Below are 16,444 nucleotides of genomic sequence, written 5' to 3'. Positions count from 1 at the left end.
ACTAGGCGACCTGGGCGACGGCAGCGGTCTGCGGGATGGGTTGATCGAGCAGGAAGGCACGGATCAACTCGAGCTGGCGGCGGACGTAGGTTTCCGTCCAGCCGTGCCCGGCGTCGGCGACACCGGCGAGATGGACGTGATCCATCCCGGCGACGGTCTGGCGCAGTACGGGGACGTCGACGATGCGGTCGTCGGCGGCCACGATGATCAGAGCGGCACTGCTCGACCCACGCAGGAGTTGGACGTCATCTCTCCTCAGGCCGTGGAGGATCCACTCGCGAAGCGCTCGCGGGTCGGCGCGCAGCTGGTTGCGGAAGTTCATCTCGGCGGCGGCGCTGTCGACGTTGTCGCCCTCGACGAGGAGCCTTTTGTAGAGGTCGCTGACCACGCGCTGCCGGCTCAGCCAGGAGATCGCCGGGAAGATGCCGGGAGCCATGAAGGTGCGCACCTGCAGGTGGAAGCGACGGCGCACCAGGGCCGGTGCCAGCAGCGGTGTGTGCAGGAGGAGCCGGTCGACCGCGGCGGGACGGCGCTTCAGCATAGCCATCGCCACCGAGGATCCGAGGCACAGGCCGCCCAGGTCGTAGCGGTCGACCTCAACGTCGCGGCATACCGCTTCGACAGCGGCGGCCAGCGCGCCGGCCGTGTGCCGGCCATCACGCAGCGGTGGCGACGCTCCGCAACCGGGAAGATCCGGGACCACCAGGGTGCGGATGCGCCCGAGCTCGTCGAACCAGGTCTCGAAGTTCTCAGCCGAGCCCAGGAAACCGTGGCACAGCACCAGCGGGTGCCCGGACCCACCGACCAGGTACCGCACCCTGCCGCCCGCGTGGGTGATGAAGCGTTCCTCGAGTTGCGTCACCTACACGACCTACTGTTCGTCGGTGTCGATCTGCGCCCGCTGCAGGCGTCCGCTGTAGTCGATGTAGATCGACTTCCACTCGCTGAACTCATCGAGCACGTGGCCGCCGGCCTCGCGGTGTCCGTTGCCGGTGTTCTTGGTGCCCCCGAACGGAAGCTGGATCTCCGCGCCGATGGTGGGCGCGTTGACGTACACGATTCCCGCCTCGAGCTCGTGGATCGCGCGGAAGGCATGGCGCAGGTCGTTGGTGTAGATGCTCAGGCTGAGCCCGAACTGCGTGCTGTTGGCCGCGGCCAGCGCCTCGTCGAGCGAGTCGACGGGGATGATGGCTGTGGTGGGACCGAAGATCTCCTCCTGGGCGATGCGCATCGAGGGGGTGACGTCGCCGAACACGGTGGGGTTGTAGAAAAATCCCTGCGCGAGCTCGCCGTTTTGGGCCACCGTGCCGCCCGCGAGGAGGCGCGCACCCTCCTCCACGCCGATCTCGGTGTACCGGTGGATGCGACGCAGCTGTGTCTCGTTGATGACCGGTCCAACGTCGACGCCCTCGTCGACCCCGTCACCGAGGCGGAGCGCTCGGGTGCGCCCCACCAACGCGTCGGTGAAGTCAGCGAGCACCTTCCTCGACACGATCAGCCGGGAACTGGCGGTGCAGCGCTGGCCGGCGGTGCCGAATGCGCCCCAGAGCGCGCCCTCGACGGCGAGCTCGAGGTCGGCGTCATCCATCACCACGATGCCGTTCTTGCCACCGAGCTCCAGCGACACCTTCTTGAGCATCGATCCGCAGGTGGCGGCGATCAAACGGCCAGTGTCGGCACTGCCGGTGAAGAAGATGGCCATGGTCCCGGCGTGGCGGACCACCGCCTCCCCCGCCTCCTCGTTGCCGAAGACCACGTTGACGACACCGGCAGGAAGGCCCGCCTCCTCGAGGATCTCCACGAAGCGCAGCGCGCACAGCGGCGTGTCCTCGGCGGGCTTGAACACCACCGTGTTGCCGGCCATCACCGCCGGGAAGATCTTCCACGACGGGATGGCGATGGGAAAGTTCCACGGCGTCACGCACCCGATCACACCGAGCGGCTGGCGCATGGTCATCGCCCACTTGTTGCGGAGCTCGCTGGGAACGGTCTCGCCGAATGCGCGGCGACCTTCGCCGGCGATGAACTTGCCCATGTCGATGGCTTCCTGCACGTCGCCGCGAGCCTCGGTGAGCACCTTGCCCATCTCGCGCGTCATCAACCGGGCTAGATCCTCCTTGCGCTTCTCCATGAGGGTCGCGGCGGCGAGGATGATCTCGCCGCGCCGCGGCCACGGCGTCGCCCGCCAACCGCCGAGCGCGCGCTGGGCTGCGGCCACCGCAGCGTCGACGTCCGCTGCGGAGCTCTGCGCGAAGACGCCGACGACCTCGCCGTGCCGCGCCGGGTTGCGCGACTCGAAGGTGCGTCCGCTGGCAGCTTCGCGGCGCGCCCCGCCGATGAGGTTGCCAGAGTGGATTGCACTCTGCTCGCTGATCATCGCTCCACGGCCGCGGTCACGCAGCGCTCCAGGATGTCGATGCCGCGGTCGAGCTCCTCCTCGGTGATGGTGAGCGGCGGCAGCAGCCGCACCACGTTGTCGTCGATGCCGCAGGTGAGCACGAGGAGATCGCTGTCGACGCAGCGGCGCTGTACGTCGGCGGCGACATCCGACGCGGGCTCGGTCCCGCGCATGAACTCGATGCCGATCATCAGCCCCAGCCCGCGGACGTCGCCCACCTCCGGGAATCGCTCGCTCCAGCCCTGCAGCCGGTCCATCGCCCGTTTGCCGAGGGCGGCGGCGCGCTCGGGGATGCGTCCCGCGCGCATCGTCTCGATCACGGCGACAGCTGCGGCGCACGCCACCGCGTTGCCGCCATACGTGGTGCCGTGCTCACCAGGGTTCCACGCCGACATCACCGCGTGGGTGGCCACGATGGCAGCGATCGGCAGGCCGTTGCCGAAGGCCTTGGCGACGCACATGATGTCGGGCCGTACGCCACTGTGCTCGACGCAGAAGAATCGACCGGTGCGGCCGAATCCGCTCTGCACCTCGTCGCAGACGAGCAGGATTCCGTGCTCATCGCAGATCTCGCGAAGGCGCGGCAGGAACGCGGCAGGCGGCACCACGAATCCCCCCTCTCCCTGGAGCGGCTCCACGATGATCGCGGCCACCGTGTCACTGGGGACGATGGTCTTGAACAGGTGCTCGATCTCATCGCCGCGCGCGATGGGGCACGGTTCGTCGGGGTGGTGGTCGCAGTAGCGGAAGCAGTTCGGGTAGCGCACGTGGTGCACGCCCGGCAGGAACGGCCCCACCCCGTTGCGGTACTTGGCCTTGCTGGCCGTCAGCGTCAGCGCACCATAGGTGCGCCCATGGAAGCCGCCGGTGAAAGCGATGACGTCGGTGCGCCCGGTGGCGCGCCGCGCCAGCTTGATGCTCGACTCCACCGCCTCTGCGCCACTGTTGTTGAGGAACACCTGGTCGAGCCCGTCAGGCGCGATGGACACCAGCGCGGCGGCGGCCTCGATCATCGTGGGGTGCAGCGTGGTGACCGAGGTGTGCCACAGCTTGTCCACCTGTTCGTGCACGGCGCCCACCACCGCTGGGTGGAGGTGGCCGAGGTTGGTGACCCCGATCCCGCAGCCGAAATCGAGCACGTCGCGTCCGTCGACCGTGTAGAGATGCGCGCCCTTGGCGTGGTCCACCACCAGGTCGGTGTACCGCGAGTACGCCGGCGAGATCAGCTCCGCATCGCGCTCTCGCCACACCCCGGCGCTCTCGCTGCGCCGGACGGCAAGGTCGGGCACCGCGTTCTCCTCCGTGATTGGTCCGCGGTCTCCCCGGTTGCGCGGCCGGAGAGCAGGGTAGCGCGTGGCCTGAGGATTCGGCTGAATCCGAGCCAACAGTCCGCCGCAACGCGCCCTAGCGGAACCGCCCGATGCTCAGGAAGCCAACGAACATGACAGCGATGCCGATCGCCTCGTAGACGCCCAGGGTGTCCAGGGATCCGCCGGCGATCTTGGCAGCGCTGAAACCGGCGGCGATCACGAACGCGCCGATGGTGAGGAGTACGTTGCAGATCACACGGTCGGCGCCGCCGTGGTCGCGCAGCAGCCGGTACGCCGACCAGGCCGACCCGCCCACGAGGATCAGGGTGCCGACGATGTTGAGGACGACGGCGCCAAGCTGAAGCGGTGACCCGTGGGAGATGGCGTCGCCGAGAACGCCGGATGTGCTGCTCAGGCGCGCCGCGTCGACCTGAACGACCGCGGCATCGACGGAGATGAGCAGGGTCAGCGCGGCGAGGATCAGCGTGGCGATCCGCGCCCCCCGCGCCGGCGCCAGCAGGAACAGCGTCCCCATCGACAACCAGATCACCCCGAGCACCCCGCCGAGCAGGTAGAACGCGCGGAACAGCGGCGCGTTGAAGCCGATGCGTTCCCCGATCGCCTGGCAGGCGGCCGCGGCGGCGAAGATGAGCAGGCCGGCCGTCCACGCCGCGAAGGCGGGTCTCCCCGTGCGCGTGAAACGCGTGAACACCACCCAAGCAAAGATCGCGCTGATCACGGACGCGAGGATCGCGGCCATCAGGCGGACTGTTCGCCGCGTTCTCTCAACATCTCTTTGCAATCCTTCACAAAGGCCGGGGCGTTTGACGCGAAGGCCAGTCACTCAGCGGCCGTCACGGTTTGACTTTGACCTAGGGCGGCGTGTAGATAAGCACACCTAGTCCACAGTTCACTCCGGGGAGAGTTACATGAGCTTGTCCAGAAGGCTGCTGCCCATCGCGGGCGCCGCAGGGCTGATCGCACTGTCGGCATGCGGCACCTCGACGAACAACACCAACAGCAGCAGCGCCGGCGGCGCCGGGATCGCCGGGTGCAAAGGCACCGTCTCGGTTGCCACAGACCTCCCGCTGACCGGCGGAGACGCCACCGATGGACCGTTTCCTGCGCACGGAGCTGAACTCGCCGTCTTCCAGGCAAACCAAAACAAGGTCCTCGGCGGGTGCACGCTGAAATACATCAGCAAGGACGACTCCTCCGTCGCCAAGAACGGTCACGACCCGGCCCAGGGCGCTCAGAACATCACCGCGCTCGCCGCCGACTCGTCCGTGGTGGGCGTCGTCGGACCCTTCAACTCCAGCGTTGCCCTCGCTGAGATCCCCAAGGCGACCGCGGCTCACCTGGCGCTGATCAGCCCCTCGAACACCAACCCATGCCTCACCGCCGTGGTTCCCGTGTGCAGTGACCCGACCATCAAGATCGACACGGCGTCGCTGTACCAGGGCCCGCACACATACTTCCGCGTCATCGCGAGTGACGTCAGCCAGGGAACCATCCTCGGGTACGTCGCGGCCAAGTCGCTCAACGCCACCAAGGCGTACGTGATCGACGACCAGGAGGCGTACGGACGCGGCCTCGCCCTCCTCTTTGAGAAGTCGTTCATGGCGCAGGGCGGCACAGTCGTGGCGTCGACCAGCCTCCCGGGCGCGACGACAACCTTCGCAACCCAGATGAGCGACGCCCAGAGCAAGGGCGCTCAGGTGCTCTTCTTCGGCGGCACCACCGGCAACGGGTGCGGCCTGGTACGCAGGGACATGGCCGCCGCCGGCCTGACCATCCCGCTCCTCGGGGGCGACGGATGCCAGGACACCAAGTTCATCACGGATGCCAACTCGGGCTCCAAGGCAACAGCCGCTGAGGGCGCGGAGGCCACCAGCGCGCCGGACGTCACCAAGCTGTCGAGCTCAACGCAGTTCTACTCCGATTACGCCTCGCACTTTTCCAGCCTGACACCGCCAAACAATGACGCGAAGAAGGAGCCGTACAGCGCGTACGGCTACGACGCCATGAACATCCTGATCCAGGCGATCAAGGCCGCCATCAACGCCAACAGCGGCCAGCTGCCCTCGGATGCACAGACCTTCCGTGACGCGGTCGTCCAGCAGCTGCACAGCACTGCGTACGACGGCGCGCTCGGGCACACCACCTTCGACTCCAATGGCGACACTACCAACACAGGGTTCACCCTGTACAAGGTCAGCGGTGGCGCCTGGACGGCTGACAAGACGTACGCCGTCGACACCAGCGGCACCGTCACGGTCAAGGGTTAGACACCAACCGACCTTAAGGGGAGAGCGCGCCACGCGCTCTCCCCTTTTTCTTTTACGCGTCGCGGAGACGGTATGAGCGAAGGAAGCGGGCCCGTGGCGGACGGGTCGGGCACAGTCATCCCCCCGGCAGCCCCTGGGAAGCGGTCGCTTGTCGTCGCGGCCGGGCTGGCTCCGCGGCCACGGCCCACGGGTGGCGTAGGCCGGTCGACGCTCCCGTTCCTCCGTGCCGTCAACCGGCAGGTATCGAACCGGTTCGCGGCGCTCCTACTTGCGGCAATCGTCGTCGCCGGGGTTGCGGTCTTCCACAGCGGCGGCGGAACCCTCATGGGCCAGCAGATCAGGAACGCCATGGTCCTGGGCGCAATCTACGCCCTGGTCGCGATCGGGTACACGATGGTCTACGGGATCATCGAACTGATCAACTTCGCGCATGGCGACGTGTTCACCCTATCCGGGTTCTACGCGATCATCTTCGCGGACAAGCTCCGCCTGGACTCGCTGGCCACCAGCAGCTTCACCGGGCTCGTCCTCGCACTGCTGATCCTCTTCCCGCTCTCGATGGTGGCGGCCGGCCTCACCGGCATGGCCATCGAACGCGTGGCGTATCGGCGGCTGCGCGATGCGCCTCGACTGGCGCCACTGATCACCGCAATCGGCGTTTCCTTCGTCATCGAGGGCGTCATGCTGGTGAAGTTCGGACCGGACAACACCGCCACGCACAATGCCAACTGGATCACCGGAACCGCATTCCAAGTCGGAGGAGTGTCGGTGGGGACCAAGGACATCTTCGTGGTGGGTATGGCGCTGGCGCTGATGTTCGGCCTCGGCGCGTTCGTCCGCGGCACCCGGCTCGGCAAGGCGATGCGCGCCACCGCACAGGATCGCTCCGCTGCGCTGCTGTGCGGCATCAACATCAACCGCACCATCTCGGTGACGTTCTTCATCGGCTCGGCCCTGGCCGCGGCCGCGGCGATCATCTACAGCATCAACTACGGTGACGTCAAGTGGAACCTCGGCTTCCGCCTTGGCATCATTGCTTTCACGGCCGCGGTGCTCGGCGGCATCGGCAACATCGTGGGCGCCGGTGTGGGCGGATTCCTCATCGGCATCATCTATGTCTTCGGTGGTTCACTCGCCGGTGGCGAGTGGAGCGAGTCGCTCATCTTCGCCGTCCTGGTGCTCATCCTCACCTTCCGTCCCGTCGGTCTGTTCGGTGTTGATGTGACCACCCGTGCTTAACCGGCTTTTCCGCCTGTTCCGACCCGGGAGCCGCGTGCAGGGGACCGGGGTCTTCTGGATCCTCAGCGGCACAGCGGCATTTCTCTTGCTCATGGGCTGGCTGCTGCCGTGGTTCGTCGGTCCGTTCTCCGCCGGGGCGGGATCGAGCCCGCAGGATGTCGTGGTCTCCTCCCCGACGGGGATCGGGACGATCCTCGTGTACGTGCTGGCGGTGACCATGCTCATCCTGGTGCTGTCGCCGCTGGCCGAGCTAGGTGCGCGCTTCGCACGCAGACCGCTGGGACGACGGGCCGACCGAGTGCGGCTGGTCGCGGCGCTCACCGGTCTGGTGCTGACGATCGCGGTGTGGCTGCTCGTCCGCGTCTTTCAGGAGGAGCCGCTCTTCGGCACCACCTCGAGCAACACCACCACCGACTCCGCTGTGTGGCTCACGATGTACGGTTACGCGCTGGCCGCGATCATCTACGCGAGCCGCCGCTGGATGATCACCCGCCCCAACCTCGCTTTCGGCGTCGCCGCGCTGCCATTCGGTGTCCTTCTGCCAGGCATGTTCCACCAGGCGCCGGACTTTCTCCTCTGGGCGGCATCGTCTCTGGCCATCTACACGCTGCTAGCCCTCGGTTTGAACGTCGTGGTTGGTTTTGCCGGGCTGCTCGACCTCGGCTACGCGGCGTTTTTCGCCATCGGCGCGTATGCGTGCGCCTCGCTGGCCTCTCCCGCGCACCACATCCACCTGCCCTTCTGGGTGCTCATCTTCATCGGCGCCTGGGTCGCCTCGCTGTTCGGCGCGGTGCTGGGCGCGCCGACACTGCGACTCCGTGGTGACTACCTGGCGATCGTGACACTAGGATTCGGTGAGATCGTGCCAGATCTCGCAACCAACAACGTCTTCAACCTGACGGGTGGGCCCAACGGGATCTCAGGGATTGACTCTCCAACGGTCTTCGGTCTCCACTTCGGCAACAACCCGCAGTACTTCTACTGGACGCTGCTGGTTCTTGTGATCGTCGTGGTCGTGCTGCTGCGCAACATCTACCAGACGCGCGTCGGTCGAGCGTGGGTGGCCCTCCGCGAGGACGAGGTGGCCGCGGCCGCGACAGGCATCAATACGACATCCACAAAGCTGCTCGCCTTCGCCATCGGCGCCTCGGTGAGTGGCCTGGCGGGCGCCTTCTATGGCGCGCTGGTGACCATCGTGTCGCCAGACGACTTCAGCTTCTCGATCTCCATCGCTGTGCTCAGCATCATTGTGCTCGGTGGCATCGGCAACATCACCGGGGTGATCCTCGGGAGTTTCGTGCTCACCTTTGTCATCTTCTGGGCACTCCCACACATGAACGAGTGGTCGACCACTGTGAGCCAGACGTTGAACGTCCAGGCGCTGGCCAGCATCGACTTCAGCTCTTACACATACATCGTGTACGGCGCTGCGCTCATCCTCATGATGCTCTTCCGACCTGGCGGCCTGTTGCCCAGTCGTGCACGTCGTATCGAGCTCGAGCACAATACCGGTGGAGAGGGGGAGTCGCTGGCCGCCGTGCAGGGGATAGCCTGAGGTGGCGCTGCTCGAGGTGACCAACCTCAACAAGCGGTTCGGCGGCCTGCTGGCGGTGTCCGACGTGACCTTCACGGTCGGTGAGAGGGAGATCCTCTCCATGATCGGTCCCAACGGCGCCGGCAAGACGACCGCCTTCAACTGCGTGACCGGCCTCTTTCCCGTCACGTCGGGTGACATCCGCCTTGATGGCGCGAGCATCGTCGGCCTCGCACCGCATCGCATCACCACGCTGGGAATCGCGCGCACTTTCCAGAACATCCGCCTGTTCTCGTTCATGACCGCGCTCGACAACGTCATGGTCGGCGCTCACTGGTGGATGAAGGAGCGCGTCTGGGATGGCGCGCTCATGACGCCGCGAGCGCGCAGCGAGGAGCGTTCCGTCCAGGAGCTGGCGTTCGACCTCCTCGACCAGCTCGGCATCGCGCGCTACGCCAGTTCCTACGCCCGCGAACTCCCGTACGGACTGCAGCGCCGTCTCGAGATCGCTCGGGCGCTGGCCACCCAGCCGCGCCTGCTGCTTCTCGACGAGCCTGCGGCGGGCTTGAACCCGCAGGAGAAGAAGGAGCTGATGGGTCTGATCGCGCGCCTGCGCGACGAGGGCCTGACCATCTTTCTCATCGAGCACGACATGAAGGTGGTCATGGAGATCAGTGATCGCATCGTCGTCCTCGACCATGGCGAGAAGATCACCGAGGGCGTGCCTCGGGATGTGCGCAACAACCCCCAGGTGATCGAGGCCTACCTCGGCCAAGGGGCAGCCGCAGCCATGGGCGGCGGCGCATGACTACTGCCGAGGTGGCACCGGCGCGTGATCCCGCGCTCGAGGGAGCACCTGTCCTCGAGCTGCGCGACGTCGACGTCTTTTACGGACGCACCCAGGCATTGCGCGGGGTCTCGCTCATCGTTAACGAGGGCGAGATCGTCGCCCTGATCGGCAGCAACGGGGCCGGCAAGAGCACCACGCTGCGCACCATCAGCGGCCTGGTCCGCCCCGCCAAGGGGGAGGTGCTGCTGCGCGGCGAGCGCATCTCTGGATTCGGCTCGGAGAAGATCGCTCGTCTCGGCGTCGGCCACGCGCCCGAGGGGCGGCGCCTTTTCAGCCGCCTGACGGTGAGGGAGAACCTGGAGATGGGTGCCTACTCCAGGCGCGACCGCGCCGGCATCCGCACTGACTTTGACCGTGTGTACGAGCTGTTTCCGCGGGTGAAGGAGCGCTCGCGCCAGCTGGCGGGGAGCCTCTCCGGTGGCGAACAGCAGATGGTGGCGATCGGGCGCGCTCTGATGGCTCGTCCCACCGTTCTCTTGCTGGACGAGCCGTCGCTGGGGCTTGCGCCAATCGTGGTGGACGCCGTCTTCGCGGTCATCCGCGAGATCAACCAGGGCGGTACCACCGTCCTGCTGATCGAACAGAACGCGCTGCTCGCCCTCAACACCGCGCGCCGCGGATACGTGCTCGAGAATGGTGAGGTGGCCACCAAGGGGTCGGCCGAGGAGCTCCTCAACTCCCCCGACGTTCAGCGCGCCTATCTGGGGATGTAGCCGGCAGTCTGCACGGAACTTGCGTTCGTGTCACCATTGGCACCAGCCAGAACGCATGAAGGGGATCGCGTGGCACGCCAGGTCAAGAACGCGGGAGTTGAGGCGGCGGTTGCCAAGGACGCGGCTGAGACATACGAGCTGAGCCGCGAGGCGCTGGCGGCCGCCCTCCCCGACCTCAGCGACGTCACCGCCGACCTGGTGGGCTGGGCCAGCGCAACCCAGGCGCACGAACGTGCCGGGCTGTCCCTGCCCCGTGCGCGCCGGGTACTCGCCGCGGCTCTCGGCGTGCCCGATGCCGCGCTGGGCCGGATGCGCGACGAGGACGTCGGCCGCGCAGTCGACCGCCTCCGGGCGTTGGTGGACCAGTGCGCCCGACTGGCGGGCCAGGTCACGGTCGACGAGTTGACGGGCGCCCTGCGTCGCGGCGCGGGCATGGCCGCGCTCCAGCGGGAGATCGACCGCAGCCGGCGCATTGCCGGCAAGGGCCTGGTGGTCATCTTCGTCGACGTGGACGGGCTCAAGGCTGTCAACGACAGCGCAGGCCACGCCGCCGGGGACGAACGCTTGCGCGCCACGGTCGCGGCGATGCGCGACCGTCTGCGCTCCTACGACCTGATCATCCGCTACGGCGGCGACGAGTTCGTCTGCGTACTGACCGACAGCACCGCTGCCGATGCCGCGCGGACCGCCGCCACCCTGTCCGCGCACGTGGAGAAGCAGAGCGGCGGCACCATCAGCGTGGGCATCGCGGAGCTTGCTGCCGAGGACAGCGTCGATGCGCTGGTGAAGCGCGCCGACGCCGCGCTGTACGCCGGGCGCCGCTCCCGCTCCATCCGCCCAGTGCGCGCCGCGCGCCGCTAGCCGCTACCCGCGCAACGCGCGCGCCACGATCACCCCGGCCGCGAGTGCGACGAACATCGCGTACTCGATCACCAAACCGCGGGTGCGACCGCGGCTGAACGACGCGCCGACCAGTCCGCGCAGGCCGTACCAGACCACCAGAAGCAGCCCGGTGCGAACGGTGTCGCGCCCGCCGGTGGGCAACACGAAGACGAGCCCGGCCATGATGGCCGCGATCAACCCGGCCCCGGCGACAGCAACGCGCCCGTGGAGCTCCTCGGTGAGCAGGGCGTCGGCGGACACGAGCAGGACGGAGGCGCCCGCGAGCGCGGCGCTCGCGGATCTCGACAGGGTGCCGTTGTAGGCCGCCAGCAGCAGGGGCGCGAGCACCACCACGCCGGTGCCGTCGCGGAGCAGCCGCGTCACCATCCCCTCCCGCCCGGCCGCGCGCAGGCCGCCGAGATGTGGGATGCCCCCGACCACCAGCGCAGTCACCAGCCCCGCCGGCAGACGCAACAGGAGGTCGCCGGTGCCCGCAAGCACCGCCACGAAGGCGCCGATCGCCGCCAACGGTAGGAAGGTCGCCGCCAGCGCGTGGCGCAGATCGCGACCGTAGACGAGCCGGTCGTACAGGGTGAGCGTCAGCGCCGTGAGCAGCGCGAGCGAACCGCAGACCGTGACGCTGGCGCGAAGCCCGAGAACCTGGGGACGCAGCGCGGCCACCACCGCGCACACCGCGATCCCGAGAGCGGTGTGCACCAGCGGAAGAGGAACGTCCGCCAGCGAGTGCACCTCGCCGCCGATACCCAGCGCGGCACGGGCGCTTTCAGCGTAGAAGGCGTTGCCGCGGCGGCGGCGAGTGTTGGGCCGGTTATCCACCGGGGGACTCAGGCCGAGCTGGTGCCCTCGCGTCCGTAGCTGTCCTCCAGGCGTACCACGTCGTCGATCTCAGGCGACGAGACCTCGAACAGGTCGGTGTCCTCCACAGCGATGAAGCGGTGTCGGCGCCCGGGACGGACCCGCGCGCTCATGCCCGGCGTCATCCGATGCACGCGCACCTCTCCGGCGTGGTCCTCCAGGACCAAGTCGAGCAGGCCCGAGGCGATGTAGATCGACTCGTCCTTCTGCACGTGGTACTGCAGGCTGAGCTGCTGCCCGCGGTTGACGTGGATGAGCTTGCCCAGGTAGCGGTCGGTGATCGCCCAGCGCAGCTCGTGGCCCCAGGGTTTGTCGATGCGGCTCGTGTTGGCCGCCTGGACGTCCGCGGAGTCGACGACGTCACTCACGCGCTGTCCCGTCCGGACCCACCCGCACGCCGACGTGCTGCTCGAGTGCCCCGATGAGCGCATCGACCCGTGCCGGTGTGGCTGCCTCGCTGTACACGCGCATCAGCGGCTCGGTACCGCTCATCCGCATCAGCGCCCACGATCCGTCCTCGAGATAAAACTTGAACCCGTCGTCGGTGCGGGTGCGGATCACCTCCTCGCCGGCGAGCTCCTTGGGTGCGTCCTTCTGCATGCGCTTGTACACGTCCGCCTTGCGCTTCTCGTAGCCGTCGCGATCGAAGCGGATGTCGTCGCGCTTGTAGGCGTGCGGACCGACCAGCGCAAAGAGGTGCTCGAGGATCTCGGACAGCGGCTGCTGGTACTCGACGATCATATCGGCCATCAACAGCCCGGCGAGGATGCCGTCGCGCTCGGGGATGTGGCCGCGGAATGCGAAGCCGCCAGATTCCTCACCGCCGAGCAGCGCATCGGTCTCGCGCATGCAGGCGCCGATGTACTTGAAACCCACGGGCAGCTCGTGCACGGTCACGCCGAAGCGCTCACCGAGGTCGTCGACCATGCCGGTCGTGGTCAGGGAACGCACGATGTCGCCGCGCTCGCCGCGCTTCTCGAGCAGGAACATAGTGAAGAGCGCCATCACCTCGAGCTGGTTCACATACCGCCCGGTCTCGTCGATGATGCCGACCCGGTCGGCGTCGCCGTCGTTGGCGATGAGCACGTCGTGGCGACCCTCGCCCATCAGAGCCATCGCCTCCGGCATGTACCGGTCGATCGGTTCCGGGTGCATGCCGCCGAAGCCGGGGTTGCGCTCCCCGTGCAGCTCGGTGACCGCTGTGCTGCCACCGTCGAGGACGCGCGCGATAAGCCCGGCGCCGGCGCCGTACATCGCCTCGTGGGCGACCTTCAGCCCGGCGCCACGGAGGCGGGGCAGGTCGACCATCCGTCCCAGCTGTTCACAGTACGAGGGAAGGGGATCGAGAAGCGTGACCCCACCCGAGCTGACAGCCTCCTCGAACGGCATCGTCTTGACGCCTTTCGAGAGCGCCTTCACCGTGTTCTTCTCGAGCTCCTCGACCACCTCGGGCGAGGCTGATCCGCCGAAATCCGGCTTGTACTTGAGACCGTTGAACTCCATCGGGTTGTGGCTGGCGGTGACCACAACTCCTCCCGCCGCGCCCTTCTGCACCACCGTCCAGGACACCGCCGGAGTGGGCGTGACGCCGTCGAGCAGGATGACGCTCCGCCCGTTGGCGGCAAGGACGCGGGCGACCTCGCGTGCGAATAGCTCTGCGCAGTAGCGGGCGTCGTGGCCGACCACCACGGGGCGTGACTCGCCATCGAGGTAGGCGGCGACTCCCTGGGCCACAGCACGGACGTTCTCGTAGGTGAAGTCGTCGCCGACCACCGCCCTCCAGCCGTCGGTCCCGAAATGGATCTCAGCTGCCATCAGCGCGCATTCTGCCCGATGGGGGGTGACGTCCGGACACGCCAGACGACCGCTGGGGTCGCCGGACCCACTTGCTACGATGCCGCAAATGCGGCTGCTGCGACGACTTCTCGGCCCCGCCTGCGTCGCGGTGTTGCTCGCATGCGTGAGCGGATGCGGTGACGACACCAAGCTGCCGCAGGCGCCGTCCGCGAGCCCGTTCGCGACCAGGTCGGTGTCCGTCGGCCAGCAGGGCAACGCCCGCGCCACCATCGACACCGCGTCCGTCACCTTCAAGCTGGATGAATCGCGCTCGCTGGTGGCCCACCTGACGGTCCGATCCACCGCCAAGTCCACGATCGCGATCAGCATCCGCGGGTCGCTCTACGATCCGCACCACGCACTCATCGGCGACGTCAGCGGCGGCCAGATCAACGTGAGCCCGGGGAGCGCCACCGCCGTCGAGCTCACCGGGCCGGCGCCGCTGGGGACAATCGCCTCGGTCACCTTCGAGCTCACCGCCAAGCCCACCCCGCCCTGAGCGTCGCCGCGGAACGGTTCAGAGCAGCTCGGTACGCCCTTCCCTGCGCAGCCGTTCGACGACAGCCTTGACCTGCTGCGAGGCGCCGGCCGGCATCACCAGGACGGCGTCGCCGGTATCGATCACCACCATCCCCTCGAGGCCGAGCACGGCGACGGTGCGGCCGCCGACCGCCTCGACCAGGCAGTCGCGGGAGTCGATGAGCAACACGTCGCCGTCGACCACGTTGCCCTCGTCGTCGGCGCGCCCCGCCCGCGCGGCGAGGAGGTCTGACCACGACCCCAGGTCCGACCAGCCGAACCCGGCTCGCACCACGGTGAGGCTCGCGCTGCCCTCCATCAGGAGCGGGTCGACGGCGATGGCGGGCAGGCTCGCGTAGATCTGCGCGGCACCCTTCTCGTCGCCTGCCGCCTGCGCATCCACGACGTCGCGGAGCTTGGCGTCCAGGCCGGCGTCCGCGCCGGCCAGCTCGGCGAGGAAGGCGGCGGCCGTCCACGCGAAGAGGCCCAGGTTCCAGAGGTGGTCGCCGTCCTCGAAGAAGGCGGTGGCGCGGTCGAGCGGAGGCTTCTCCACGAAGGCGTCGGCGTGCGCAGCCGGCAGGGCCGCCGCCGCGGCGAGCAGGACCGGGTCGGCGGCGGGACCGGGCGGGGACACCCACCGGTCGGGCGGCTCGCCCGCCCCGACCGCGATGTAGCCCAGGGCCGTCGACGGGAAGGTGGGCGGCAGCCCGATCGTGGCCAGTCCGCCGGTCGCGGCCGCCCACCCGGCAACGGCGAGCACCGCGGCGCGATATGCCTCGGTGTCGTCGACGTGGTGGTCGGCGTGCACGGAGACGATCAGCGCATCGGGGTCGCGTCGGGCGATCCGATGAACCGCCAGCCCCAGTGCGGGACCGGTGCCACGTGCGGTGGGCTCGGCGATGATCGAGACGGGTGCACTGGTGCCGTGGAGCACGACGGCACAGGCCTCGGCCTGCTCGGCGGCGGTGACCACGTGAACCTCGTCGGCCAGGGGCGCCACCCGCTCGACGGTGGCCTGCAACAGCGTCTGACCGTCAGGGCCCAGCGACAGGAGGTGCTTGGGCCGCGCGCCGCGGCTCAGGGGCCACAGCCGAGTGCCGCTGCCCCCCGCGAGGACGAGGATGTGCAAAGCCACGGCCGCGATGATGACCGAGGAGACGAGAGTGCGGGGTCAGCCCGCCGCGACAGCGAGCATCGGCGTCGTGCCGGCTTCCTCGGCGAGGTCCAGGGCACGGTCGGTGCGCTCCCAGGGAAGGTCGAGGTCATGGCGTCCGAAGTGACCGAACGCCGCCACCTGGCGGTAGATGGGACGGCGCAGCTCGAGCGCCGAGATGATCCCGAACGGGGAGAGGTCGAAGTGCTTGTTGATCAGCTCCTCGATCTGCTCCACGGGGATGGTCTCGGTGCCGAATGTCTCCACCAGCACCGAGACCGGCTTCACCACGCCGATCGCGTAGGCCACCTGGATCTCGCACTTGGCGGCCATCCCGGCGGCCACGAGGTTCTTGGCCACCCAGCGCGCCCCGTAGGCGGCGCTGCGGTCCACCTTGGTCGGGTCCTTGCCGCTGAACGCTCCGCCCCCGTGCGGCGAGGCGCCGCCATAGGTGTCGACGATGATCTTGCGGCCGGTCAGCCCGGCGTCGCCGTCGGGGCCGCCGATGACGAAATTGCCGGTCGGGTTCACGTAGAGGTCCGAGTCCGAGCACATCCAACCCTCGGGCAGGATGTCGGTGATCAAGCCCTTGAGGCGATGCTTGATGTCGGCCTGATCCATGCCCTCTTCGTGCTGCGTCGATACGACGATGCTGGTGGCCTTGACCGGCTTGCCGTCGACGTATTTCAGCGTGACTTGGCTCTTGGCGTCGGGCAGCAGGCCGGCGACCGCCGGGTCGTTAGCTACGCGGCCGTCGCGCATTCGAAGCAGGATCTGGTGGGCGTAGTGCAGCGGGGCCGGCATGAGCGCCGTCGTCTCCGTGCAGGCATAGCCGAACATGATGCC

16 protein-coding genes are annotated in these 16,444 nt (G+C 68.2%); 7 read left to right on the top strand and 9 right to left on the bottom strand.

The window, feature by feature from the left end:
• Window position 1: 1 nt before the first annotated feature.
• The 4 genes from JF886_RS12790 to JF886_RS12775 form a co-directional block, all read right to left on the bottom strand.
• Window positions 2-862 carry an alpha/beta fold hydrolase gene (locus tag JF886_RS12790; RefSeq protein WP_337313052.1) on the bottom strand — a complete coding sequence of 287 codons (861 nt, stop codon included), beginning with the start codon at window positions 860-862 and terminating at the stop codon, window positions 2-4.
• Window positions 863-871: 9 nt separating this feature from the next.
• Complete coding sequence (locus JF886_RS12785; protein ID WP_337313051.1) at window positions 872-2,377, bottom strand: aldehyde dehydrogenase family protein; 1,506 nt, start codon at window positions 2,375-2,377, stop codon at window positions 872-874.
• A complete protein-coding gene (locus JF886_RS12780) occupies window positions 2,374-3,687 on the bottom strand; it encodes an aspartate aminotransferase family protein (RefSeq protein ID WP_337313049.1) in 1,314 nt (437 codons plus the stop codon). The genes JF886_RS12785 and JF886_RS12780 overlap by 4 nt, the downstream gene beginning before the upstream one ends.
• A gap of 115 nt (window positions 3,688-3,802) precedes the next feature.
• Window positions 3,803-4,468, bottom strand: coding sequence for a hypothetical protein (locus tag JF886_RS12775; protein ID WP_337313047.1), 666 nt, complete (start codon window positions 4,466-4,468; stop codon window positions 3,803-3,805).
• A 169-nt stretch (window positions 4,469-4,637) separates the two neighbouring features.
• Here JF886_RS12775 and JF886_RS12770 point away from each other — a divergent pair, with 169 nt between their 5' ends.
• The 6 genes from JF886_RS12770 (at window position 4,638) to JF886_RS12745 (ending at window position 11,193) form a co-directional block, all read left to right on the top strand.
• The gene (locus JF886_RS12770; RefSeq protein WP_337313046.1) at window positions 4,638-5,996 is read left to right on the top strand and encodes a branched-chain amino acid ABC transporter substrate-binding protein; all 1,359 of its coding nucleotides are present in this window, start codon (window positions 4,638-4,640) and stop codon (window positions 5,994-5,996) included.
• 72 nt (window positions 5,997-6,068) lie between these two features.
• On the top strand, window positions 6,069-7,235 hold the full coding sequence (locus JF886_RS12765) for a branched-chain amino acid ABC transporter permease (protein ID WP_337313043.1): 1,167 nt from the start codon (window positions 6,069-6,071) through the stop codon (window positions 7,233-7,235).
• A complete protein-coding gene (locus tag JF886_RS12760) occupies window positions 7,228-8,790 on the top strand; it encodes a branched-chain amino acid ABC transporter permease (RefSeq protein ID WP_337313041.1) in 1,563 nt (520 codons plus the stop codon). The genes JF886_RS12765 and JF886_RS12760 overlap by 8 nt, the downstream gene beginning before the upstream one ends.
• Window position 8,791: 1 nt before the next feature.
• On the top strand, window positions 8,792-9,577 hold the full coding sequence (locus JF886_RS12755) for an ABC transporter ATP-binding protein (RefSeq protein ID WP_337313040.1): 786 nt from the start codon (window positions 8,792-8,794) through the stop codon (window positions 9,575-9,577).
• Window positions 9,574-10,332, top strand: a complete 759-nt coding sequence (locus tag JF886_RS12750; protein WP_337313039.1) for an ABC transporter ATP-binding protein — start codon at window positions 9,574-9,576, stop codon at window positions 10,330-10,332. Before JF886_RS12755 ends, JF886_RS12750 begins: the two co-directional genes overlap by 4 nt.
• A gap of 69 nt (window positions 10,333-10,401) precedes the next feature.
• Complete coding sequence (locus JF886_RS12745) at window positions 10,402-11,193, top strand: GGDEF domain-containing protein (protein ID WP_337313037.1); 792 nt, start codon at window positions 10,402-10,404, stop codon at window positions 11,191-11,193.
• Window positions 11,194-11,196: 3 nt separating this feature from the next.
• Here JF886_RS12745 and JF886_RS12740 read toward each other — a convergent pair whose 3' ends face one another.
• The 3 genes from JF886_RS12740 to JF886_RS12730 are packed head-to-tail and all read right to left on the bottom strand — an operon-like array spanning window position 11,197 to window position 13,905.
• The gene (locus tag JF886_RS12740) at window positions 11,197-12,051 is read right to left on the bottom strand and encodes a hypothetical protein (RefSeq protein ID WP_337313036.1); all 855 of its coding nucleotides are present in this window, start codon (window positions 12,049-12,051) and stop codon (window positions 11,197-11,199) included.
• Between the two features lie 8 nt (window positions 12,052-12,059).
• Window positions 12,060-12,458 (bottom strand): cupin domain-containing protein, encoded by a 399-nt coding sequence (locus tag JF886_RS12735; RefSeq protein WP_337313034.1) that lies wholly within the window; start codon window positions 12,456-12,458, stop codon window positions 12,060-12,062.
• Window positions 12,451-13,905, bottom strand: a complete 1,455-nt coding sequence (locus JF886_RS12730) for a phosphoglucomutase/phosphomannomutase family protein (RefSeq protein WP_337313032.1) — start codon at window positions 13,903-13,905, stop codon at window positions 12,451-12,453. Before JF886_RS12730 ends, JF886_RS12735 begins: the two co-directional genes overlap by 8 nt.
• A gap of 88 nt (window positions 13,906-13,993) precedes the next feature.
• Between JF886_RS12730 and JF886_RS12725 the strand changes: the two genes are divergently transcribed.
• A complete protein-coding gene (locus tag JF886_RS12725) occupies window positions 13,994-14,425 on the top strand; it encodes a hypothetical protein (RefSeq protein WP_337313030.1) in 432 nt (143 codons plus the stop codon).
• A gap of 18 nt (window positions 14,426-14,443) precedes the next feature.
• On the opposite strand, the gene JF886_RS12720 is transcribed toward JF886_RS12725, so the two are convergent.
• Together JF886_RS12720 and metK are read right to left on the bottom strand one after the other, a co-directional pair.
• Window positions 14,444-15,580: a mannose-1-phosphate guanylyltransferase gene (locus tag JF886_RS12720; protein WP_337313028.1), complete on the bottom strand. Its 1,137-nt coding sequence runs from the start codon at window positions 15,578-15,580 to the stop codon at window positions 14,444-14,446.
• A gap of 36 nt (window positions 15,581-15,616) precedes the next feature.
• Window positions 15,617-16,444: methionine adenosyltransferase (gene metK, locus JF886_RS12715; protein WP_337313026.1), on the bottom strand; the 828-nt coding region annotated here is incomplete at its 5' end.

It is taken from the genome of Candidatus Aeolococcus gillhamiae, from assembly GCF_016464765.1.
Classification (GTDB): Bacteria; Chloroflexota; Dormibacteria; order Aeolococcales; family Aeolococcaceae; genus Aeolococcus; species Aeolococcus gillhamiae.
The sequence above is the reverse complement of the archived record's forward strand: the minus strand, read 5'-3'. Positions and strand labels throughout refer to the sequence as shown.

Coding starts and splice junctions, on each gene's coding strand:
- JF886_RS12785 (WP_337313051.1), bottom strand. CDS start 2,377: ATGATCAGCGAGCAGAGTGCAATCCACTCTGGCAACCTCATCGGCGGG.
- JF886_RS12730 (WP_337313032.1), bottom strand. CDS start 13,905: ATGGCAGCTGAGATCCATTTCGGGACCGACGGCTGGAGGGCGGTGGTC.
- JF886_RS12775 (WP_337313047.1), bottom strand. CDS start 4,468: ATGGCCGCGATCCTCGCGTCCGTGATCAGCGCGATCTTTGCTTGGGTG.
- JF886_RS12750 (WP_337313039.1), top strand. CDS start 9,574: ATGACTACTGCCGAGGTGGCACCGGCGCGTGATCCCGCGCTCGAGGGA.
- JF886_RS12725 (WP_337313030.1), top strand. CDS start 13,994: ATGCGGCTGCTGCGACGACTTCTCGGCCCCGCCTGCGTCGCGGTGTTG.
- JF886_RS12765 (WP_337313043.1), top strand. CDS start 6,069: ATGAGCGAAGGAAGCGGGCCCGTGGCGGACGGGTCGGGCACAGTCATC.
- JF886_RS12770 (WP_337313046.1), top strand. CDS start 4,638: ATGAGCTTGTCCAGAAGGCTGCTGCCCATCGCGGGCGCCGCAGGGCTG.